The sequence below is a fragment of the Streptomyces sp. JN8 genome (assembly GCF_055808075.1).
Genome location: NZ_CM147852.1, coordinates 1795475 through 1815674, shown reverse-complemented (window position 1 = coordinate 1815674; position 20200 = coordinate 1795475). Strand labels below are relative to the sequence as shown.

Below are 20200 nucleotides of genomic sequence, written 5' to 3'. Positions count from 1 at the left end.
CCTGGGCCCCGTGAAGCTGACGAAGAAGTCCCACGCGTGCGTGCGGCTGGAGAAGGACGGCCGGACGCTCGTCCTCGACCCCGGCGTGTTCACCGAGGAGGACGCGGCCCTCGGGGCCGACGCCCTGCTGGTGACGCACGAGCACCCCGACCACTTCGACGAGGGACGCCTGCGGGCCGCCCTGGAGGCGAACCCGGCCGCCGAGATCTGGACGCTGCGGAGCGTCGCCGACCAGCTGTCGGCGGCGTTCCCGGGTCGCGTGCACACCGTCGGCCACGGCGACGCGTTCACCGCGGCCGGCTTCGACGTCCAGGTGCACGGCGAGCTGCACGCGGTGATCCACCCGGACATGCCGCGCATCACCAACGTGGGGTACCTCGTCGACGGCGGCGCCGTCTTCCACCCCGGAGACGCGCTCACCGTGCCCGACCACCCCGTGGAGACGCTGCTGCTCCCCGTCATGGCCCCGTGGAACAAGATCTCGGAGGTCATCGACTACGTGCGGGAGGTGCGCCCGCGCCGGGCGTACGACATCCACGACGCGCTGCTCACCGATCTGGCGCGGCCGATCTACGACCGCCAGATCGGCGCGCTCGGGGGCACCGACCACCAGCGGCTCGCACCGGGCGGCTCCGCCGAGGTCTGAGCCGGCCGGGACGCCCGCGCCGGACCACCGGAGGCCGGCGGGACCCGCGGTGCCGGACGCCAGCCGCCGGGCGCGGGACCCGCGGTGCCGGACCCCGGTCGCCGGGCGCGGGACCCGCGGTGCCGGACCCCCGCAGCCGGGCGCGGGACCCGCCCCCGCCCGGCCCGGCGCCGATTGTCGGACCCCGCACGTAGGCTTGCGCCCATGCGCATCGCCACCTGGAACGTCAATTCGATCACCGCCCGACTGCCCCGGCTCCTCGCCTGGCTGGAGAGCAGCGGCACGGACGTGCTGTGCGTCCAGGAGACCAAGTGCACCGCCGAGCAGTTCCCCACCGAGGAGCTGCGCGCCCTCGGGTACGAGTCCGCGGTCCACGCCACGGGCCGGTGGAACGGCGTGGCGCTGGTCTCCCGGGTCGGACTCGCCGACGTGGTCACGGGCCTGCCCGGCGGCCCGGAGTACGACGCCGCCGACGAGCCCCGTGCGATCTCGGCGACCTGCGGCCCGGTCCGCGTCTGGTCGGTCTACGTGCCCAACGGCCGCGAGGTCGAGCACGAGCACTACGCGTACAAGCTGCGCTGGCTCGACGCCCTGAAGACGGCCGTCGCGGACGACGCGGCGGGGGACCGGCCCTTCGCGGTCCTCGGCGACTACAACATCGCGCCGACCGACGACGACGTCTGGGACCGGTCGGCCTTCGAGGGGCTGACGCACGTGACGGAGCCGGAGCGAGCCGCCCTCGCGGGCCTCCGCGAGACCGGTCTGTCCGACGTGGTCCCGCGCCCCCTCAAGTACGACCACCCCTACACGTACTGGGACTACCGCCAGCTCGCCTTCCCCAAGAACCGGGGCATGCGCATCGACCTCGTCTACGGCAACAAGGCCTTCGCCGAGGCCGTCACCGACAGTTACGTCGACCGCGAGGAGCGCAAGGGCAAGGGCGCCTCGGACCACGCGCCCGTCGTCGTCGACCTCGGCGTGTAGCGGACCGGGAACCACCCGGCGGCGGGAACGAACCCCGCGCGCCGGGTGGTCGACCGGGAGGTGACGGTGCGAGGCTGTTCGGATGAACATTCCATTCCTGGACAACTGGCTCAAGCGCCACACGGCCGAGCCGGCCGAGTCGCCGCTGGCCGAGGCCTTCGACCGCGACCCCGACGGGGTGGCCGAGCTGCTCGCCGAGTGCGAGCTGCTGCGTGCCCGGGTGGCGCAGTCCGGAGTGGCGCTCGACGACACCCCGCGCTCCCTCCAGGAGCTCGACCAGCTGCCGCCCCGCTGGCGTGACGATCCGGAGGAGCTGCCCTGGATCGGGAACGACGCCGGGCTCTACCTCGGCACCGTGATCGTGCGGAACGTCCCCGGCGCGCGCTGGCAGGTGTGGCCCGGCGGCGGCCCCGTGGTGCGACTCGCCTCCGGTCGCGAGATCCAGGTCGTCGAGGCCGGTCTGGACTGGGCGATGACGGGCTCGCCGGAGCTCTCCCAGACCTACGCCGAAGCCGCCGAGTTCTGATCCCGACACCCCGCCCGGGCCCGCCCGCCCCCGCCTCGCGCCACCCTCTTGCAGTAAATACGGCTTATTGAGGTTTCATGCGTGTCGGGCGTGAAGTCCCTTTTCTGGTGTATAGCTTGCGCTGACTCGACACCGCTGAGAAATGGGGCAGGGCAGCGTATGGCCGTCGTCGATCCGCTGATCGAACTGCGTGGCGTGAACAAGCACTACGGCACGTTGCACGTCCTCCAGTCCATCGATCTCACCGTCGGCCGGGGGGAGGTGGTCGTCGTCATCGGCCCCTCGGGATCCGGCAAGTCCACCCTCTGCCGGGCGATGAACCGCCTGGAGAGCGTGGAGTCGGGCGAGATCGTCATCGACGGGACGCCGATCCCCGAGGAGGGCAGGGCCCTCGCCCGCCTCCGCGCCGAGGTCGGCATGGTGTTCCAGTCGTTCAACCTCTTCCAGCACAAGACCGTCCTGGCCAACGTCTCCCTCGCCCAGATCAAGGTCCGCAAGCGCAAGAAGGAGGAGGCCGACCGGCGTTCGCGTGAACTCCTCGAACGGGTCGGACTCGCCGCACACGCCGACAAGTACCCCGCCCAGCTCTCCGGCGGCCAGCAGCAGCGCGTGGCCATCGCCCGCGCCCTCGCCATGGACCCCAAGGCCCTCCTCTTCGACGAGCCGACCTCGGCGCTCGACCCGGAGATGATCAACGAGGTGCTCGACGTCATGCAGCAACTCGCCCACGAGGGGATGACGATGGTGGTCGTCACCCACGAGATGGGCTTCGCCCGCTCGGCGGCCGACCGGGTCGTGTTCATGGCCGACGGGAAGATCGTCGAGGACCGCTCCCCGGAGGACTTCTTCACCGCCCCGCGCAGCGAACGCGCCAAGGACTTCCTCTCCAAGATCCTCAAGCACTGAGCGGAGGGGACCATGCAGCGCACGCACCGCACACCGGCCGTCCTCGCCCTGCTGCTCGCCCTGACGGTGGCGCTCGTCGGCTGCGGCCGCGAGGGCAGCCCGCCCGTCAAGGGCCCGCAGCCCGACCAACTCCCGGTCTACCAGGTCCAGTCCGACTTCACGCTGCCGGAGTCGAGCACCTGGACCCGGGCGAAGAAGCGCGGCCGTCTCGTCGTCGGCGTCAAGGAGGACCAGCCGTACATGGGGGAGAGGGACCCGGCCACCGGCCGGTACTCCGGCTTCGACATCGAGATCGCCAAGATGATGGCGGCCTCCCTCGGCTTCGAGCCGGACCAGATCGACTTCCGCACCATCGCCTCGGCCAACCGCGAGACCGCCCTGCAGAACGGGCAGATCGACTACTACGTCGGCACCTACACCATCAACGACAACCGCAAGAAGCTCGTCGGCTTCGCCGGGCCCTACTACCTCGCCGGCCAGTCCCTCCTCGTCCGCTCCGACGAGAACGACATCCGCGGCCCGCAGGACCTGGCCGGCAAGCGGGTCTGCTCGGCCGCCGGCTCGACCCCGTACCAGCGCATCGAGAAGGACTACCCGCGGGCCGAACTCGTCGCCTACGACACGTACTCCGCCTGCGTGGACAACCTGCTGACCTACCAGGTCGACGCGGTCACCACGGACGACACGATCCTCCTGGGCTACGCCGCCAAGGTCCCGGACGAACTCAAGGTGGTCGGCCAGCCGTTCTCCGAGGAGCCGTACGGCATCGGCGTCCCCCGCAACGACAACGCCCTGCGGTTCGCCCTCGACGACGCCCTGGCCGTCCACGAGAAGAACGGCGACTGGAAGAAGGCCTACGACGCCACCCTCGGCCTCTCCGGGGTGCCCGCCCCGACCCCGCCCCCCATCGACCGCTACCCGGCGAACTGACGAGAGGAGACTCCCGACATGGACGTCCTGACGGACAACTTCTCGCTGTACGCCGAGGGATTCCTCGGCACCGTCGAACTCACCGTCTACGCCTCGGCGCTGGCCCTGGTCCTGGGCTTCCTCATGGCCTCGTTCCGGGTCGCCCCCGTGGGCTCCTTCCGCGTCTTCGGCACGGTGTGGGTCACCGTCCTGCGCAACACCCCGCTGACCCTGCTGTTCTTCGCCGTCATGCTGGGCCTGCCCCGCTTCGGGCTCGTGCTGCCCTTCAAGCTCTTCGCGGTGCTCGCGCTCGGCTGCTACACCTCGGCCTTCATCTGCGAGGTCCTGCGCTCCGGCATCAACACGGTGCCGCGGGGACAGGGCGAGGCCGCCCGCAGCCTGGGGATGAGCTTCACCCAGTCCCTCGGCTCGGTCGTCCTGCCGCAGGCTTTCCGCACCGTCATCCCGCCGATCGGCTCGACGCTGATCGCCCTCGCCAAGAACTCGGCCATCGCCGGCGCGTTCAGCGTCACCGAACTCCTCGGCACCTACAAGACCCTGAGCGAACTCGGCTACAACATCGTCTGGACCTTCGTCTGGATCGCCGTCGGATACCTCATCATCACCCTCACCATCAGCGCCCTCTTCAACGTCCTCGAGAAGCGCTGGGGAGTCGCCCGATGACCGATTCCACCGCCCTCTACGACATCCCCGGCCCGCACGCCCGGCGCCGCCACCTGCTCTACGGCATCGCCTCCACCGTCGTGATCCTCGCGCTCGCCGCCTGGATCCTCTATCTCCTCTTCGACAACGACCAGTTCACCTCCACCAAGTGGTCGCCCTTCCTGTACGAGGGCATCCAGCGACTGCTGCTCGAAGGCCTCGGCAACACCCTGAAGGCCTTCGCCTACGCCGCCGTGCTGTCCCTGGTCCTGGGCGCGGTCCTGGCCACCGGACGCCTCTCCGAGCACCGGGCGATCCGCTGGACCTCGACCGTGCTCGTCGAGTTCTTCCGCGCCATGCCCGTCCTCGTGATGATCTTCTTCATCTTCGTGGCGCTCCAGGTGCAGGCGCTCCCGGCGCTCGTCGCCGGACTGACCCTCTACAACGGCTCGGTGCTCGCGGAGGTCTTCCGCACCGGCATCCACGCCGTCGCCCGCGGCCAGGGCGAGGCCGCGTACGCCCTCGGCATGCGCAAGACCCAGGTCATGACCTACGTCCTGGTGCCGCAGGCCGTCCGCGCGATGCTCCCCGCCATCATCAGCCAGCTGGTGGTCGCCCTCAAGGACACCTCGCTCGGATTCCTCATCACCTACGAGGAGTTCCTGCACGCGGGCAAACTGATCGCCTCCAACCTGGACTACGACCTGCCGTTCATCCCGGTCGTCCTGGTGATCTCACCGATCTACATCGGGATGTGCATGCTGCTCTCCTGGTTCGCCACCTGGGTGGCCCGCAGGGAACGCCGCAACCCGAAGACGAAGGCCGTGGACGTCGATCCGGCCGAACCAGAGACGCTGCTGCCGGGACCGCAGTAGCGAGCGAGGGCCGCACCCGCCCGGCAGCAGCCGGTGATCACTCCTTCCGCAGCGGTACCGACACGTACGACGGGTCGGCCGAGGGGGAGGAGAAGGTCAGCTGCGCGCCGGTCGGGTTGTGCTCGATGTAGAGCGGGTCGACGGTGTCGACGACCAGCGCGAGGCGATGCCCCGCGGGGACGTCGTACGCCGTGGAGAACAGCTCCAGATCGACGCCGAACGCCTTGCCCGGGGTCCGGTCGTGGAAGGTGTACGGGGCGTTGCTGACGAGCTTCCCGACGCCGAGCGGGCCGACGTCGTAGAGGTAGGCGACCAGGGTGCCGCTCGACTCGGTGGAGGTCACGGTGGTGTGCACCGTCACCGTGCCGCGCACCCGCTGCGGGGCGTCGTACCGCTCCGACTGCCAGACGCCGGCGAACGGGCGGGGGAGGAGGGGGACGGAGACCATCGGAGGGGTGCGGAGGAACTGGTCGAGGGCGTTGGTCAGGAGGGTGATGCCGCCGTTGGCCCCGGAGTCGACGTTCGCCCGGATCCGCTGGGTGCCGCCGAGGTCGAACTTCCGCTGGTCCGCGTGCACGGACTTCCAGTCGGGATAGCCCTCGTACCCGCCGGTGGAACGGGACTTCAGCTGGACGGGCTGCTCCTGGTCGATGCCGTTGTCGACGCCCTTCAGGTAGTGGTCGAACCAGCGGTGGGCGCTGGTCCAGGTGTCGTTGGGCAGCCCGAACAGACCGGTGGCCTCGGCCGTGGCGTGGTCGCCGGGGCGGAACTCCAGCCGCTTGGGGCCGGTGAGCTTCTCGAAGAAGCTCGCGTACTGGTTGGGCGGGAAGATGGTGTCGCCCCAGGCGTTTCCCAGCATGATCGCGGCACCGTTGGCGTTGATCCGGTCCAGCTGCTCGACGGGGGAGCGCTTGCGGCCCCAGGCGATCATGTCCTCCTCCTTGTCCAGGTTGGAGGAGAGGAAGTCGCCGAGGATCTGCTTGAGTTCGGGTCCCGGACGGCCGGTGAGGTATCCCGCCCCGCCGAGCAGCGCCGCGGCCTGGACGTGCTGGGTGCGCCCGCTGTAGATGGACTCGATGAGGTCGGCCCAGCCGCTGAGCGCGGCGACGGCCTTGATCCGCGGGTCGTGGGCGGCGGCGAGCAGGCTGATCCCGGCGCCGTACGAGACGCCCGCCATGCCGACGCGGGCGGGGTCGGCGCCGGTGTGCGCGAGGGCCCAGTCGATCACCTTGGAGGCGTCGGCGACGTCCTTGGGGCCCGCGGTCTCGATCTCGCCGCCGGACTGCCAGAAGCCGCGGGAGTTGTAACTGACGACGATGTACCCGGAGTTCGCCAGCAGCTTGGCCTGGACGAGGTACTCGACCTGCGGCATGGCCCAGCTGGTGGGCAGCACGATCAGGGGGTGACGGGTGGTCGTGCCGTTCGCGTCGGGCGTGACGACGTTCGCCTTGAGGACGGTGCCGCCCTCCCCGACGATGTCGACGAAGCGGATGGTGCCGGCCGACTCGCCGGCCTGGGCGGCGGGTGCGAGCCCGAGGGCCGCCCCGGCCACGAGGGCTGCCGTGGTGGCGAGGGCCAGGGGTGTGCGTCGCACGGGTCACTCCTCACTGGGGTACTGCTGGGGAGGCAGTACGGGGCGCTGATGGGGGGCAGTGAAAGTGACCCGACGGTAACCGCGAGTCCTTACCCGTGGTAACCGGTCGGTAAGTTACGTGCGGGTAACGATTGTGGGGCGCCACCCGCCCCGCCCCTCGGCGGGCGTCCGCGAACCGGGAGGTGCCGGACAGGACGCCCGAACGGTGCGGGCGGTCCTGCGGGACGTGCCGCCGCGCTGCCATGATGGCTCCGTCTTCACGCCCGGCAGGAGGTGCGGTGCAGGAACCGGACGGCGTCCCCGACGTCTTCGACCCGCGGATCTACGCGAACGGGATCCCGCACGACCGCTTCCGCGCGCTGCGCGACCGCGCGCCCGTCGCCCGGCAGGAGGAGCCCGAGGTCCTGGGCTGGCCGGCCGGCCCCGGGTTCTGGGCCGTCACGCGGCACACCGACGTCGTCCGCGTGCTGAAGGACTCCCGCACCTACTCCTCCCGCCTCGGCGCCACCCAGATCCGCGACCCCGACCCGGCCGACCTGCCCTTCATCCGCCGGATGATGCTCAACCAGGACCCTTCCCCGAGCCCTCGACCGCCCTCGGGCAGGGGGGACCCCGGCGACCACGGACGGCTGCGGCGCCTCGTCAGCAGGGCCTTCACACCGCGGCGGATCGACCGCTTCGCGGCCACCGCCCGCGAGCGGGCCCGACGGCTCCTCGCCGGTGCCGTCGAGGCCGGCGGCGAGGTGGACGCCGTCCGGGCCGTCACCGACGACTACGCCCTGCTCAACCTCACCGACCTGCTCGGAGTGCCTCCGGGCGACCGGGACCTGCTGCACACCTGGACCGAGCGGGTCATCGCGTACCAGGACCCCGACGAACCCCCCGTCCTCGACGCCGGGGGACGGCCGGTCAACCCGCGCTCACCCGCCATGCTGGCCGAGATGTTCGCCTACGCCCAGTCGCTCGCCGCATACAAGCGCGAACATCCCGCCGACGACGTCATGAGCGTGCTCGCCGCCTCCGAACTCGCCGACGCCGAGCTGGAGATGTTCTTCTTCCTGCTGACCGTCGCCGGGAACGACACGGTCCGCAGCGCCGCCCCTGGCGGCCTCCTCGCCCTCGCCGAGCATCCCGACGAGCAGCGGAGGTTCTGGAGCGGCGAGGTCGGCACCGACACGGCCGTGGACGAACTGCTGCGCGTGCACCCGCCCGTGCTTTCCTTCCGGCGCACCGCCGCCACCGACGCCGAGCTCGCCGGACAGCCGATCCGCCGCGGCGACAAGGTCGTCGTCTTCCACGCCTCCGCCAACCACGACGAGCGCGTCTTCGCCGCACCGCACCGCCTGGACCTCGGCCGGGACCCGAACCCGCACGTGTCCTTCGGCGACGGCCCGCACGTCTGCCTCGGCGCGCACTTCGCCCGGCTTCAGCTCCGGATCCTCCACGAGGAGCTGCGCCGGGCCTGCGGCGGCGTCGAACTCGCCGGAGAGCCCCGGCGCCTCGTCTCGAACTTCATCAACGGCGTCAAGTCGCTGCCGGTTCGGCTGCGGGAGCCGTCCGCGCCGCCTCCGTGACATCGGCCACCAGCTCCACCACGTCCGGCCCGTACGCCTGTGAGTTGACCACCTTCAGCAGCAGGACGAACGAGCGGTGACGATGGCGGCGTGCCAACTCGCCGAAATGCTTGGCCAGATAGCGGGTCGCCGCCTGGTTGGTGATGGCCCGCTGACCGCAGAAGAGGAACACGGGACGCCGGTCCTCGCCCGCCATGAGCCGGGCCAGGAGGACGTACTCCTCGACGCCCGCCTCCATGCGGTAGCACTCCCCGCCGATCCGGAACGCCCCCTGGTCGGGACCCCGTTCCGCATCCGTGTTCACCGTCAGACCGGGCAGCAGCACGGCCAGATGCGCGGCCGTGCGGCGGTTCGACCCCGGGCCGCCGACGCAGAACTCCGTGCGGTCGCCGAAACCCTGGTGCGCCTGGTCGTGCGGCAGGATCCGGGCGTGCGCCCCGCACTCCTTGATGAGCGTGGAGAGTTCGAGGAGCGCGAACACGTCGAAGCGGTGCACGGCGCCGTTCCCGCCGGCCTCCTTGTTGACCACCAGCAGGCACTCGGAACTCCCCGGCAGGCCGAAGAACTCCTGCTTGCGGCGGAGGGCCCGCCGCCAGAGGTGGGTGCGCCCGAGCCAGCCCAGCGACGCGCTGACCCCCGTGGCGAGGACCCCGAGCACGATGTTGCGCAGGTCTTCGTTCATGGGCGCGCATGCTAGCGGGGAAGCGGTCCTCTGTTCGAGGCGGTCCTGACGGAAGGCTCCGGGGGAAGTTACGCTGCGCGGACGGTCGTTGACTGGAGGTAGAGAATGCGTCGCTCCACCGCTGGGAAGGTCTCCGTTCTCGCCGTCGCGGCGACGGTGCTCTCGATGGGAGCGGCCGCGCCGCCACCCGCCCCGGCGACCGCCCCGCCGCCCCCGGTCAAGGAGCCCGTCGCCGTCGGCTACGGCGGCGCCGTGGCCAGTGTCGACGCCGACGCCTCCGCGGCCGGCGTGGAGATCCTCCGCAAGGGGGGCAACGCGGTGGACGCCGCCGTCGCCGTCGCCGCCGCCCTCGGGGTCACCGAGCCCTACTCGGCCGGCATCGGCGGTGGCGGCTACTTCGTGTACTACGACGCGAAGAGCCGTACGGTCCACACCGTCGACGGCCGCGAGACCGCCCCGCGGTCCGCCGACGCGAACCTCTTCGTGGAGAACGGCGCCCCGATCCCCTTCGAGGAGGGGATGACCAGCGGCCGGGGCGTCGGCACCCCCGGCACCCCGGCGACCTGGCGGACCGCCCTCGACGCCTGGGGCAGCAAACGGCTGGGGACCCTGCTCGAACCCGCCGAGCGGCTGGCCCGCGAGGGCTTCACCGTCGACGCCACCTTCCGCTCCCAGACCGCGGGCAACGAGGCGCGGTTCCGCGACTTCCCCGCCAGTTCCGCGCTCTTCCTGCCGGGCGGGCAACTGCCCGTCGTCGGATCGGTCTTCAAGAACCCCGACCTGGCCCGCACGTACGAGAAGCTCGGCCGGGAGGGCGTCGGCGCGCTCTACCGGGGGCCGCTCGCCCGGGACATCGTGAACACCGTCCGGACACCCCCGGTCCGGGAGGGCGCCACCCGCAAGGTCCGGTCCGGCGACCTCACCGAACGCGATCTCGCCGCCTACCGTACGGAGACCCGCACACCGACGCGGATCGGCTACCGGGGACTCGACGTCTACGGCATGGCCCCCTCCTCCTCCGGCGGCACGAGCGTCGGCGAGGCGCTCAACATCCTGGAGGGCACCGACCTCCGGCGCGCCTCGCAGGCCCGCTACCTGCACCGCTTCATCGAGTCGAGCAGGATCGCCTTCGCGGACCGGGGCCGCTGGGTCGGCGACCCCGCCTTCGAGCCCGTGCCGACGCGCGGGCTGCTCTCCCAGCGGTTCGCCGACTCGCGCGCCTGCCTGATCCGCGACGACGCGGTCCTGACGAGCCCCCTCGCACCCGGCGACCCGAACAGCCCGGTGCCCTGCGCGGCCGGCGGCACGGCGGCCCCGACCACGTACGAGGGGGAGAACACGACGCACCTCACGGTGGCCGACAGGTGGGGCAACGTCGTCGCCTACACCCTGACCATCGAGTCCACCGGCGGCAGCGGGATCACCGTGCCCGGCCGCGGTTTCCTGCTCAACAACGAGCTGACGGACTTCTCCTTCGCCCCGGCGAACCCGGCCGTACACGACCCGAACCTGCCCGGGCCGGGCAAGCGCCCGCGCTCCTCCATCTCGCCGACGATCGTCCTCGACCGGCACGACCGGCCGGTCCTCGCGCTCGGCTCGCCGGGCGGCGCGACCATCATCACGACGGTCCTCCAGACCCTCACCGGGGTCGTGGACCGGGGCCTGCCGCTCGTCGACGCCATCGCCGCGCCCCGGGCCAGCCAGCGCAACCAGACCACCACCGAACTCGAACCCGGTCTGTGGAACAGCCCGGTCAGGGCGGAACTCGAAGCGATCGGCCACGGCTTCCGGCAGAACCCGGAGATCGGTGCGGCGACGGGGGTGCAGCGACTCCCGGACGGCCGGTGGGTGGCCGCCGCCGAGACCGTCCGCCGCGGCGGCGGGTCGGCGATGGTGGTCCGGCCGGCGGGCAGGTAGCCCCGGGGCAGGGGCGGCGCCACCGGCCGCGGTGCCCGCCGCTCCCTCGGCGTCACCGGTCGCGGTGTCAGCCGCCCACGCGGTGCCCGCCGCCCCTACGGCGCCGAACGACACCCGCCAGAGGGCCGCCTAGAGGGCCGTCAGCACCCGCGGGCCCTCGTCCGTGATCGCCACCGTGTGCTCGGCGTGCGACGCGCGCGAACCGTCCACCGTGCGGATGGTCCAGCCGTCGCGCGCCGTGTAGTGGTCGTCCGTGCCGCCCCCGATGAGCATCGGCTCGATGGCGAGCACCATGCCGTGACGCAGCCGCATGCCCCGGCCCGGCCGTCCCTCGTTGGGGACGCCCGGGTCCTCGTGCATGGCGCGCCCGATGCCGTGGCCGCCGAAGCCGTCCGGGATGCCGTACCCGGCGGCGCGGCACACCCGGCCGATCGCGTGCGCGACGTCGCCGATCCTGTTGCCGACGACGGCGGCCGCGATGCCGGCCTCCAGGGCCTCCTCAGCCGCCGCGATCAGCCGGGTGTCCTCGGGCCGGGCCGGGCCGACGGTGAAGCTGATCGCCGAGTCGCCCGCCCAGCCGCCCAGCAGCGCCCCGCAGTCCGCGGAGACGAGATCGCCCGGCGCGAGCCGGGTGCCGTCCGGGATGCCGTGGACGATCGCGTCGTTCACCGAGACGCACACGACCGCGGGGAAGGGCACCTGCGCCCAGTCGGGGCGGTAGCCGAGGAACGGCGAGCCGGCACCCGCGTCGGCGAGGACCTCCCGCGCGGCCCGGTCGAGCTCGGTCAGCGGCACACCGGGCGCCGCCGTCTCCCGTACGGCCGCGAGGGCGCGCGCCACCACCCGCCCCGCCTCACGCATCGCGGCCAGGTTCTCGTTCGTCTTGATCTCCACCATGCCAATTACTATACCGGTATTAGTATGGCCTCATGGTGCGCACACCCCTGACCCCCGAAGAGCGCGAGCGCGGCGAGCGGCTCGGCCTGTTCCTGCGCGAGGCGCGCGGCGAGCGGTCCATGGTCGAGATCGCCGCGGCCGCCGGCCTGTCCGCCGAGACCCTCCGCAAGATCGAGACCGGCCGGGCCCCGACCCCGGCGTTCTTCACCGTCGCGGCCCTCGCCCGGGTCCTCGGGCTCTCCATGGACGAACTCGTCCTCCGCTGCGCGCTCGCGCCCGTCTGACGGTCCGGGTCGCGGGCCCGCGCCGGGACAGGGCGCGCGGGAATTCGCTGGCGCCCGGGTCCGGCCTGGACGATCATGCGGTCCATGAGCGACCAGCCCGCACGATGGACCACCGCGACCGTGTACCCCGACATGTGGGCGGACCCGGACGACGACCCCCGCAACAACAACGGAGGCCCCGGGGCGGAGGGCGAGCTCGCCACCCTCCAGGACGGCCTGCGCGACTTCCGGCTCACCCTCCGGATGAAGTGCGAGGGGCTGGACGCCGAGCAGCTCGCCCGCCGCTCCGTGCCCCCGTCCACCATGTCGCTGCTCGGCCTGGTCCGGCACCTCGCCGAGGTGGAGCGGGACTGGCGCAACTGGATCGGCGAGGGCGAGCGCCTGCCGAGGCTGTACGGAGCGAAGGACGCGGACTTCCACGGGGCCGTCGCCGAACAGGCGGTGGTCGACGGGGCGTTCGCCGACCTGGAGCGGGAGCAGGCGGCGCTCGACGCCGAACTGGCGGAGTACCGGGACCTCGGAGCGCGGGTGGGACGGGAACGGATCGCCGTCCGCGAGCTGATGGTGCACCGGATCGACGAGTACGCCCGTCACTGCGGCCACGCCGACCTGCTCCGCGAGTGCGTGGACGGCCGGGTGGGCCAGTAGGGCGAGGGTCCGCCGGGGCCGGGCGGGCGCCCTCCGTGCGCGGGTTCGGCGCGCCCCGGCATAGGCTCCCGGGCATGATGCCGGAAGAGCTGCGGCGCGGCCGCTACGTCAGCCTGACCACCTACCGCAGGAACGGCACGGGGGTCGCGACACCCGTCTGGTACGCCGTGGAGGGCGACGAGCTGTACGTCTGGACCCGCTCGGACTCCTGGAAGGTCAAGCGGCTGCGGAACGACCCCCGGGTCGAGGTCGCCCTCTGCGACCTGCGCGGCAACATCGCCGAGGGCACCGCGCGCTTCCCCGGGGAGGGCCGGCTGGTGACGGGGGAGGAGCTGCGCCGGATCCGCGGCCTGCTCTCGCGCAAGTACACCTGGCAGTACTGGCTGACCGACGTCCCCGCCATGATCGCCCGGCGCGGCAAGCGCCCGCACACCGGGATCGTCGTGCGCTTCGGGTGACGGCGACCGCAGGACACGCGCAGGAGAACGGACCGTAGTCGTCCCGTAACACGACTGCGGTCCAATACCCGCGGACCGGAAGGTTCCAGTCGACGGCGGGGCAGGTGCGTAGCGCATGACGGTGTATCAACTCCCGGTGCCGGTGGCCACGTTCCGGCACTGGCTGACGGAACTCGTGCGACGCGTGCCGTCGGGCGGCGGCTGGTACGGAGTCTTCGCCGAACGCGACCCGGAGGGGCTCCGGGCCTGCTTCGACGGGACGGAGATCCTGCCCTGGGACATCGTGGAGTCCCTGCTCCAGGACGCAGGTGAGCCCGGTGGAGGGCCGCTCGCCCTCCGGGGCAGGGCGCTCTACGCGGCGGCCACCGGCGCCCACGACCGGCGCCCGGGCGGGGCCCAGGCCCTCGCCGAGCGCCGGGAGCTCATGGAGCGGGAACGCCGGTACGCCGAGTCCCGGGCCCGCGCGCTGGGCGACCGGCTCCGCGCGACCCCGGCGCCCGGCCCGGACGACACGGCCCGCCTGGAGCACGACCTCGCCTGGACGCGCGACGACCACGCGAGGGCGACGGCCCGGGTCACGGACCTGACGGCGCGGCTCGCCCGACTCGGCGGCACCCCGCCCGCCGCACCTCCCGTCCCGGGCGCCGCACCTCCCGTCCCGGGCGCCGCACTTCCCGCCCCGGTGGTCGGCCCGGCTTCCGTGCCTCCCGCCCCGGTCGTCGGCCCGGCCGCCGTGCCTCCCGCCCCGGTCGTCGGCCCGGCCGCCGCGTCTCCCGGCCCGGCCGCCGACCCGCTCGCCGCGTCTCCCGCCCAGGCCGCCGGCTCGCCTTTCGCGTCTCCGGCCCCGGCCTCCGGCCTGGCCGCCGCGTCTCCCTCCACGCCCGCCGCACCCCCCACTCCGCCTGCCGCGCCGGCCCCGCCCCGCGGCGAAACGCCCGCCCGAGCCGCCCGGGCCGGGCGCCGCCCGCGGGGTGCGCGCTACGCCTGGCTCGACGACACGGCCGAGGACCAGGGTCCGGGGGCCGCCCCCACGCCCGTCCCCGAGCTCCCCGCGCTCCCCACCGGCGGAGCGACACCACGAGGGGCCCGGTTCGGCGGCGCCCAGCCCGCGGCGTCCGCCGGGCGCGGCGGCCCCGGAAGCACCGCCGGTGCCGAGGGTGCCGTCCACTCCGGGGCCGAATCCGCCGAGGCGGCCCGCGCCGCCGCCAACGCCGTCTACGCCCTCCAGCGGCTCCGCGCCCAGGGACGCAGCGGCGAGGCCCACGCGCTGCTCTGCGAAGCGCTCGGCGGCCCGCTCTCCCGACTGCCCGCCCTCGCCGGTGAGCTGCGGCGGGCCGGTCTCGGCGCCGACTGGTCCGTCCTGCTCTGGGAGGCGGCCTCGCTGCCGCCCGCCCGGCTCGCGGCCGTCGCCGGGGTGCTCGCCGACGCCGGGCGGGCCGCCGACTGCGAGCAGCTGCTCCGCCAGGGCGTGGCCCGCCCCGTCGAGGAGCTCGCCGGGGCCTGCGCCGCACTGCGCGCCGAGGGCCACCACGACGAGGCCCGCGCCCTGCTCACCGCCTTCGTCCGGGTCCGCACCCCCGAGGACGCGGCCCGCCTCGCGGCGGAGGATCCCCGCGGGCTCGTCCCCCAACTCGTGGAAGCCGCCCGAGCGGTGTCGGCGCGCCGCGAGGGCGACCTGCTGCACGCCCTGCGCGTGGCCGGACTCGCGGGAGCCTGACCACCGGTCCGCCCCGCGCGCCGGCCCGGGACCCGTACGTCTCCGTCATGCCCGGACGTGCCGGTACGTGTCGGTACGTGTCCGACGTGGACCACTCGGGTATGAAACATGATCGACCCCGCCGCTTCCCGGCGGCGGTCTTGCTCCGGGGTGTGACGGGGCTTACGTTCTCCTCCTACGCATCGCGTCTACGTGCGTAGAGGCTCTCTGACGCCGTGCCGAAGGAGCAGATCATGACCGACGTCGTACGCGCCGCACTCGTCCAGGCGACCTGGACCGGCGACACCGAATCCATGATCGCCAAACACGAGGAGTACGCCCGGGAGGCCGCCCGGCAGGGTGCCAAGGTGATCGGCTTCCAGGAGGTGTTCAACGCCCCCTACTTCTGCCAGGTCCAGGAGCCGGAGCACTACCGGTGGGCCGAACCCGTCCCCGACGGCCCCACCGTCAGCCGGATGCGGGACCTCGCCCGGGAGACCGGAATGGTGATCGTGGTGCCCGTCTTCGAGAGCGAGGGCGAGGGCTTCTACTACAACACCGCCGCCGTGATCGACGCCGACGGCAGCTACCTCGGCAAGTACCGCAAGCACCACATCCCGCAGGTCAAGGGGTTCTGGGAGAAGTACTACTTCCGCCCGGGGAACGCCGGCTGGCCGGTCTTCGACACGGCCGTGGGACGCGTCGGCGTCTACATCTGCTACGACCGGCACTTCCCCGAGGGCTGGCGCCAACTCGGCCTCAACGGGGCCCAGCTGGTCTACAATCCCTCGGCCACCCACCGAGGGCTCTCCTCCCACCTCTGGCAGCTGGAGCAGCCCGCCGCGGCCGTCGCCAACGAGTACTTCGTCGCCGCGATCAACCGCGTCGGCGTCGAGGAGTACGGCGACAACGACTTCTACGGCACCAGCTACTTCGTCGACCCGCGCGGCCGGTTCGTCGGCGACGTCGCCTCCGACAAGGAAGAGGAACTGCTCATTCGCGACCTCGACTTCGGACTGATCGAGGAGGTGCGCCGGCAGTGGGCCTTCTACCGCGACCGGCGCCCCGACGCGTACGACGGGCTGGTGCAGCCGTGAGCAGCCTCTTCGACCGGCACAAGGCCGTCATCCCCGACTGGGTCGCCCTCTACTACAAGGACCCCCTGGAGATCACCCACGGCGAGGGACGCCACGTCTGGGACGCCGAGGGACGCCGCTACCTCGACTTCTTCGGCGGCATCCTCACCACCATGACCGCCCACGCCCTGCCCGAGGTCACCAAGGCCGTCGCCGAGCAGGCCGGACGGATCATCCACTCCTCGACGCTCTACCTCAACCGGCCGATGGTCGAGCTCGCCGAACGGATCGCGGGACTCTCCGGCATCCCGGACGCCCGCGTCTTCTTCACCACCTCCGGCACCGAGGCCAACGACACGGCGCTGCTCCTCGCGACCGCGTACCGCCGGTCGAACCAGATCCTCGCCATGCGGAACAGCTACCACGGCCGCTCCTTCTCCACCGTCGGCATCACCGGCAACCGCGCCTGGTCGCCCACCGGCCTCTCGCCGCTGCAGACGCTGTACGTCCACGGCGCCGTCCGCACCCGCGGCCCGTTCGCCGACCTCACCGACGAGCAGTACATCGACGCCTGCGTCGCCGACCTCGAGGACCTCCTCGGCCACACCCGGGACGTCGCCGCCCTCATCGCCGAACCCGTCCAGGGCGTCGGAGGCTTCACCGCCCCGCCGGACGGCCTGTACGCCGCCTTCCGCCGGGTCCTCGACCGGCACGGCATCCTGTGGATCTCCGACGAGGTGCAGACCGGCTGGGGCCGCACCGGCGAGCACTTCTGGGGCTGGCAGGCGCACGGCCAGGCCGGGCCGCCCGACATCCTCACCTTCGCCAAGGGCATCGGCAACGGCATGTCCGTCGGCGGGGTCGTCGCCCGCGCCGACATCATGAACAGCATCGACGCCAACTCCATCTCCACCTTCGGCGGTTCGCCCGTCACGATGGCCGCCGGCCTCGCCAACCTCTCGTACCTCCTGGAACACGACCTCCAGGGCAACGCGCGCCGGGTCGGCGGGATGCTCATCGAGCGGATCAGGGCGGCCTGCGCCGGAGTCGACGCGGTACGGGAGGTCCGCGGCCGCGGTCTCATGATCGGCATCGAGCTCACCGAGCCGGGCTCCGACCGGGCGAACCCGGACGCGGCCGCCACGGTCCTGGAGGCCGCCCGCGAGCACGGCCTGCTGATCGGCAAGGGCGGGGGCCACAACACCAGCACCCTGCGCATCGCCCCGCCGCTCTCGCTCACGGTCGCCGAGGCCGAGGAGGGCGCGGCCCTGCTCGAAGCAGCGCTGCGCGAGCTGTAGCCACCCCGTCCCTCCGTACCGAGATCGGCCCGCCGCATCGAGCAGGGAGAGTCCCGTGAGCATCCGAACCGTCATCCGGGGCGGCCTCGTCGTCACCGCCGCCGACGAACTCCACGCCGACGTACTGATCGAGGACGGCCGCGTGGTCGCCCTCGCGGCCCACGGCTCCGACGCGGCGGCCGCCTGGACCGCCGACCGGACGATCGACGCCACCGACCGCTACGTGCTGCCCGGCGGCGTCGACGCCCACACCCACATGGAGCTGCCCTTCGGCGGCACCTCCGCCTCCGACACCTTCGAGACCGGCACCCGCGCCGCCGCCTGGGGCGGCACCACCACCATCGTCGACTTCGCCGTCCAGAGCGTCGGCCACAGCCTGCGCGAGGGGCTCGACACCTGGTACGCCAAGGCCGACGGCAACTGCGCGATCGACTACGCGTTCCACATGATCCTCTCCGACGTCAACGAGCACACGCTCAAGGAGATGGACCGGCTCGTCCAGGAGGGCATCACCTCCTTCAAGCTGTTCATGGCCTACCCGGGCGTCTTCTACAGCGACGACGGCAAGATCCTGCGCGCCATGCAGCGCTCCGCCGACAACGGCGGGCTGATCATGATGCACGCGGAGAACGGCATCGCCATCGACGTCCTCGTCGAACAGGCCCTGGCGCGCGGCGAGACCGACCCCCGCTACCACGGGGAGGTCCGCAAGGCCCTCCTGGAGGCGGAGGCCACCCACCGGGCCGTCCAGCTCGCCCGGGTCGCGGGAGCACCGCTGTACGTGGTGCACGTCTCGGCCGAGGAAGCGGTCGCCGAGATCGCCACCGCCCGCGACAAGGGCCTGCCGGTCTTCGGCGAGACCTGTCCCCAGTACCTGTTCCTCTCCACCGACAATCTCGCCGAACCCGGCTTCGAGGGCGCCAAGTACGTCTGCAGCACCCCGCTTCGGCCCAAGGAGCACCAGGCGGCGCTCTGGCGCGGACTGCGCACGAACGACCTCCAGGTGGTCTCCACCGACCACTGCCCGTTCTGCTTCGTCGGGCAGAAGGACCTCGGCCGCGGCGACTTCTCCAAGATCCCCAACGGCCTGCCCGGGGTCGAGAACCGCATGGACCTGCTGCACCAGGCCGTCGTCGACGGCCACATCTCGCGGCGCCGCTGGATCGAGATCGCCTGCGCGACGCCCGCCCGGATGTTCGGCCTGTACCCGCAGAAGGGCACGATCGCCCCCGGCGCCGACGCCGACGTCGTCATCTACGACCCGCACACCGTCCAGACGCTGTCCGCGGAGACCCACCACATGAACGTCGACTACTCGGCGTACGAGGGGAGGACGGTCACCGGCCAGGTCGAGACCGTCCTCTCGCGGGGCGAGGTCGTGATCGACCAGCGCAAGTACGTCGGCCACGCCGGCCACGGCACCTTCGTGCCGCGTTCCACCTGCCAGTACCTGAACTAGGAGAGCGACGTTGGATTTTGGACTCGTCCTGCAGACCGACCCGCCGGCGTCGCAGGTCGTCGGACTGATGCGCCGGGCGGAGCGCAACGGCTTCCGCTACGGCTGGACCTTCGACTCCGCCGTCCTGTGGCAGGAACCCTTCGTCATCTACAGCCAGATCCTCGAACACACCACCAAGCTGCACGTGGGCCCGATGGTCACCAACCCGGGGACCCGCACGTGGGAGGTGACCGCCTCCACCTTCGCCACCCTCAACGACATGTTCGGCAACCGGACCGTCTGCGGCATCGGCCGCGGCGACTCGGCCATGCGCGTCGCGGGACGCAGGCCGAACACCCTGGCCCGGCTGGGCGAGGCCATCGACGTCATCCGCGACCTCGCCGAGGGCCGCGAGGCCCTGGTGGACGGCAACCCCGTCCGCATCCCGTGGATCACGGAGGGCCGCCTGCCGGTCTGGATGGCGGCGTACGGGCCCAAGGCCCTCGCGCTGGCCGGTCAGAAGGCCGACGGCTTCATCCTCCAGCTCGCCGACCCCTTCCTCACCGAATGGATGGTCAAGGCGGTCCGCCAGGCCGCCGCGGACGCCGGCCGCGACCCCGACGCGCTCACCGTCTGCGTCGCCGCCCCCGCCTACGTGACGGCCGACGACTCGCCCGAGGCCCTCGCCCACGCCCGCGAGCAGTGCCGCTGGTTCGGCGGCATGGTCGGCAACCACGTCGCCGACCTCGTCGCCAAGTACGGCGAGCACTCCGACATGGTCCCGGAGGAACTCACCGCCTACATCAAGGACCGGCACGGCTACGACTACTCCCACCACGGCCGCGCCGGGAACCCCGACACCGCCTTCGTCCCCGACGAGATCGTCGACCGCTTCTGCCTCCTCGGGCCGGCCGGCACCCACGTCGAGAAGCTGCGCCACCTCAGGGACCTGGGCGTCGACCAGTTCGCCGTCTACAACATGCACGACGCGAGGGAGACGACGATCGACGCCTACGGCGCCGAGATCATCCCCGCCCTCCGCTGACCCCTCCGCCGAGCCCCGCCGACCCGCCGCCGACCGCCGGGCGGGCCGCCGGGCCCTCGGCGTCACCGCCGTCCGCGTCCCCGC

The 20200-nt window shown here is 72.4% G+C and carries 20 protein-coding genes; 17 read left to right on the top strand and 3 right to left on the bottom strand.

Going from position 1 to position 20200, the window contains the following annotated elements; genetic code table 11:
* The first annotated feature begins 10 nt into the window (after nt 1–10).
* The 7 genes from ACY0MR_RS07940 (at nt 11) to ACY0MR_RS07910 (ending at nt 5509) form a co-directional block, all read left to right on the top strand.
* Complete coding sequence (locus ACY0MR_RS07940; RefSeq protein ID WP_473559961.1) at nt 11–646, top strand: MBL fold metallo-hydrolase; 636 nt, start codon at nt 11–13, stop codon at nt 644–646.
* Nucleotides 647–850: 204 nt separating this feature from the next.
* Nucleotides 851–1630, top strand: a complete 780-nt coding sequence (locus ACY0MR_RS07935) for an exodeoxyribonuclease III (protein ID WP_388796118.1) — start codon at nt 851–853, stop codon at nt 1628–1630.
* Nucleotides 1631–1712: 82 nt separating this feature from the next.
* Nucleotides 1713–2156 (top strand): DUF6278 family protein, encoded by a 444-nt coding sequence (locus ACY0MR_RS07930; RefSeq protein WP_385868589.1) that lies wholly within the window; start codon nt 1713–1715, stop codon nt 2154–2156.
* Nucleotides 2157–2315: 159 nt separating this feature from the next.
* On the top strand, nt 2316–3062 hold the full coding sequence (locus tag ACY0MR_RS07925; RefSeq protein ID WP_361856154.1) for an amino acid ABC transporter ATP-binding protein: 747 nt from the start codon (nt 2316–2318) through the stop codon (nt 3060–3062).
* Between the two features lie 12 nt (nt 3063–3074).
* Complete coding sequence (locus ACY0MR_RS07920; protein WP_473559959.1) at nt 3075–3992, top strand: glutamate ABC transporter substrate-binding protein; 918 nt, start codon at nt 3075–3077, stop codon at nt 3990–3992.
* An 18-nt stretch (nt 3993–4010) separates the two neighbouring features.
* The gene (locus ACY0MR_RS07915; protein WP_361856160.1) at nt 4011–4655 is read left to right on the top strand and encodes an amino acid ABC transporter permease; all 645 of its coding nucleotides are present in this window, start codon (nt 4011–4013) and stop codon (nt 4653–4655) included.
* Nucleotides 4652–5509, top strand: coding sequence for an amino acid ABC transporter permease (locus ACY0MR_RS07910; RefSeq protein WP_361856163.1), 858 nt, complete (start codon nt 4652–4654; stop codon nt 5507–5509). Before ACY0MR_RS07915 ends, ACY0MR_RS07910 begins: the two co-directional genes overlap by 4 nt.
* 37 nt (nt 5510–5546) lie before the next feature.
* Here ACY0MR_RS07910 and ACY0MR_RS07905 read toward each other — a convergent pair whose 3' ends face one another.
* Nucleotides 5547–7103, bottom strand: coding sequence for an alpha/beta fold hydrolase (locus tag ACY0MR_RS07905; protein ID WP_404077816.1), 1557 nt, complete (start codon nt 7101–7103; stop codon nt 5547–5549).
* Between the two features lie 245 nt (nt 7104–7348).
* Between ACY0MR_RS07905 and ACY0MR_RS07900 the strand changes: the two genes are divergently transcribed.
* Nucleotides 7349–8677: a cytochrome P450 gene (locus ACY0MR_RS07900; RefSeq protein ID WP_473561734.1), complete on the top strand. Its 1329-nt coding sequence runs from the start codon at nt 7349–7351 to the stop codon at nt 8675–8677.
* Here the strand turns inward: ACY0MR_RS07900 and ACY0MR_RS07895 are convergent.
* Complete coding sequence (locus ACY0MR_RS07895; protein WP_404077822.1) at nt 8628–9359, bottom strand: hypothetical protein; 732 nt, start codon at nt 9357–9359, stop codon at nt 8628–8630. The two genes, ACY0MR_RS07900 and ACY0MR_RS07895, sit on opposite strands and share 50 nt — an antisense overlap.
* A gap of 105 nt (nt 9360–9464) precedes the next feature.
* Between ACY0MR_RS07895 and ggt the strand changes: the two genes are divergently transcribed.
* The gene (ggt, locus tag ACY0MR_RS07890) at nt 9465–11276 is read left to right on the top strand and encodes a gamma-glutamyltransferase (RefSeq protein ID WP_388796101.1); all 1812 of its coding nucleotides are present in this window, start codon (nt 9465–9467) and stop codon (nt 11274–11276) included.
* Nucleotides 11277–11405: 129 nt separating this feature from the next.
* Here ggt and map read toward each other — a convergent pair whose 3' ends face one another.
* On the bottom strand, nt 11406–12173 hold the full coding sequence (gene map, locus ACY0MR_RS07885) for a type I methionyl aminopeptidase (RefSeq protein WP_473559955.1): 768 nt from the start codon (nt 12171–12173) through the stop codon (nt 11406–11408).
* 32 nt (nt 12174–12205) lie between these two features.
* On the opposite strand from map, the gene ACY0MR_RS07880 reads away from it, so the two are divergent.
* From ACY0MR_RS07880 to ACY0MR_RS07845, 8 genes are all read left to right on the top strand, one after another.
* Nucleotides 12206–12457, top strand: a complete 252-nt coding sequence (locus tag ACY0MR_RS07880) for a helix-turn-helix domain-containing protein (protein ID WP_361856176.1) — start codon at nt 12206–12208, stop codon at nt 12455–12457.
* 84 nt (nt 12458–12541) lie between these two features.
* Entirely contained in the window at nt 12542–13105 is a 564-nt protein-coding gene (locus ACY0MR_RS07875) for a DinB family protein (protein WP_388796094.1), read from the top strand.
* Between the two features lie 74 nt (nt 13106–13179).
* Nucleotides 13180–13563 (top strand): PPOX class F420-dependent oxidoreductase, encoded by a 384-nt coding sequence (locus tag ACY0MR_RS07870; RefSeq protein ID WP_388796091.1) that lies wholly within the window; start codon nt 13180–13182, stop codon nt 13561–13563.
* 115 nt (nt 13564–13678) lie between these two features.
* Nucleotides 13679–15280 (top strand): UL36 very large tegument protein, encoded by a 1602-nt coding sequence (locus tag ACY0MR_RS07865; RefSeq protein WP_473559953.1) that lies wholly within the window; start codon nt 13679–13681, stop codon nt 15278–15280.
* A gap of 233 nt (nt 15281–15513) precedes the next feature.
* The gene (locus ACY0MR_RS07860) at nt 15514–16356 is read left to right on the top strand and encodes a nitrilase-related carbon-nitrogen hydrolase (protein WP_388796085.1); all 843 of its coding nucleotides are present in this window, start codon (nt 15514–15516) and stop codon (nt 16354–16356) included.
* Entirely contained in the window at nt 16353–17633 is a 1281-nt protein-coding gene (locus tag ACY0MR_RS07855; protein ID WP_388796082.1) for an aspartate aminotransferase family protein, read from the top strand. Before ACY0MR_RS07860 ends, ACY0MR_RS07855 begins: the two co-directional genes overlap by 4 nt.
* A gap of 55 nt (nt 17634–17688) precedes the next feature.
* Complete coding sequence (hydA, locus tag ACY0MR_RS07850) at nt 17689–19092, top strand: dihydropyrimidinase (protein WP_361857774.1); 1404 nt, start codon at nt 17689–17691, stop codon at nt 19090–19092.
* A gap of 10 nt (nt 19093–19102) precedes the next feature.
* Nucleotides 19103–20116 carry a TIGR03842 family LLM class F420-dependent oxidoreductase gene (locus ACY0MR_RS07845; protein WP_388796076.1) on the top strand — a complete coding sequence of 338 codons (1014 nt, stop codon included), beginning with the start codon at nt 19103–19105 and terminating at the stop codon, nt 20114–20116.
* Nucleotides 20117–20200 lie beyond the last annotated feature (84 nt).

Excerpts from the sequence above, each read along its gene's own strand:
- map (WP_473559955.1), bottom strand. The coding sequence starts at position 12,173 with ATGGTGGAGATCAAGACGAACGAGAACCTGGCCGCGATGCGTGAGGCG.
- ACY0MR_RS07875 (WP_388796094.1), top strand. The coding sequence starts at position 12,542 with ATGAGCGACCAGCCCGCACGATGGACCACCGCGACCGTGTACCCCGAC.
- ACY0MR_RS07930 (WP_385868589.1), top strand. The coding sequence starts at position 1,713 with ATGAACATTCCATTCCTGGACAACTGGCTCAAGCGCCACACGGCCGAG.
- ACY0MR_RS07870 (WP_388796091.1), top strand. The coding sequence starts at position 13,180 with ATGATGCCGGAAGAGCTGCGGCGCGGCCGCTACGTCAGCCTGACCACC.
- ACY0MR_RS07865 (WP_473559953.1), top strand. The coding sequence starts at position 13,679 with ATGACGGTGTATCAACTCCCGGTGCCGGTGGCCACGTTCCGGCACTGG.
- ACY0MR_RS07880 (WP_361856176.1), top strand. The coding sequence starts at position 12,206 with ATGGTGCGCACACCCCTGACCCCCGAAGAGCGCGAGCGCGGCGAGCGG.
- ACY0MR_RS07925 (WP_361856154.1), top strand. The coding sequence starts at position 2,316 with ATGGCCGTCGTCGATCCGCTGATCGAACTGCGTGGCGTGAACAAGCAC.
- ACY0MR_RS07910 (WP_361856163.1), top strand. The coding sequence starts at position 4,652 with ATGACCGATTCCACCGCCCTCTACGACATCCCCGGCCCGCACGCCCGG.
- ACY0MR_RS07860 (WP_388796085.1), top strand. The coding sequence starts at position 15,514 with ATGACCGACGTCGTACGCGCCGCACTCGTCCAGGCGACCTGGACCGGC.
- ACY0MR_RS07895 (WP_404077822.1), bottom strand. The coding sequence starts at position 9,359 with ATGAACGAAGACCTGCGCAACATCGTGCTCGGGGTCCTCGCCACGGGG.
- ACY0MR_RS07920 (WP_473559959.1), top strand. The coding sequence starts at position 3,075 with ATGCAGCGCACGCACCGCACACCGGCCGTCCTCGCCCTGCTGCTCGCC.
- ggt (WP_388796101.1), top strand. The coding sequence starts at position 9,465 with ATGCGTCGCTCCACCGCTGGGAAGGTCTCCGTTCTCGCCGTCGCGGCG.
- ACY0MR_RS07935 (WP_388796118.1), top strand. The coding sequence starts at position 851 with ATGCGCATCGCCACCTGGAACGTCAATTCGATCACCGCCCGACTGCCC.
- ACY0MR_RS07915 (WP_361856160.1), top strand. The coding sequence starts at position 4,011 with ATGGACGTCCTGACGGACAACTTCTCGCTGTACGCCGAGGGATTCCTC.
- ACY0MR_RS07900 (WP_473561734.1), top strand. The coding sequence starts at position 7,349 with ATGGCTCCGTCTTCACGCCCGGCAGGAGGTGCGGTGCAGGAACCGGAC.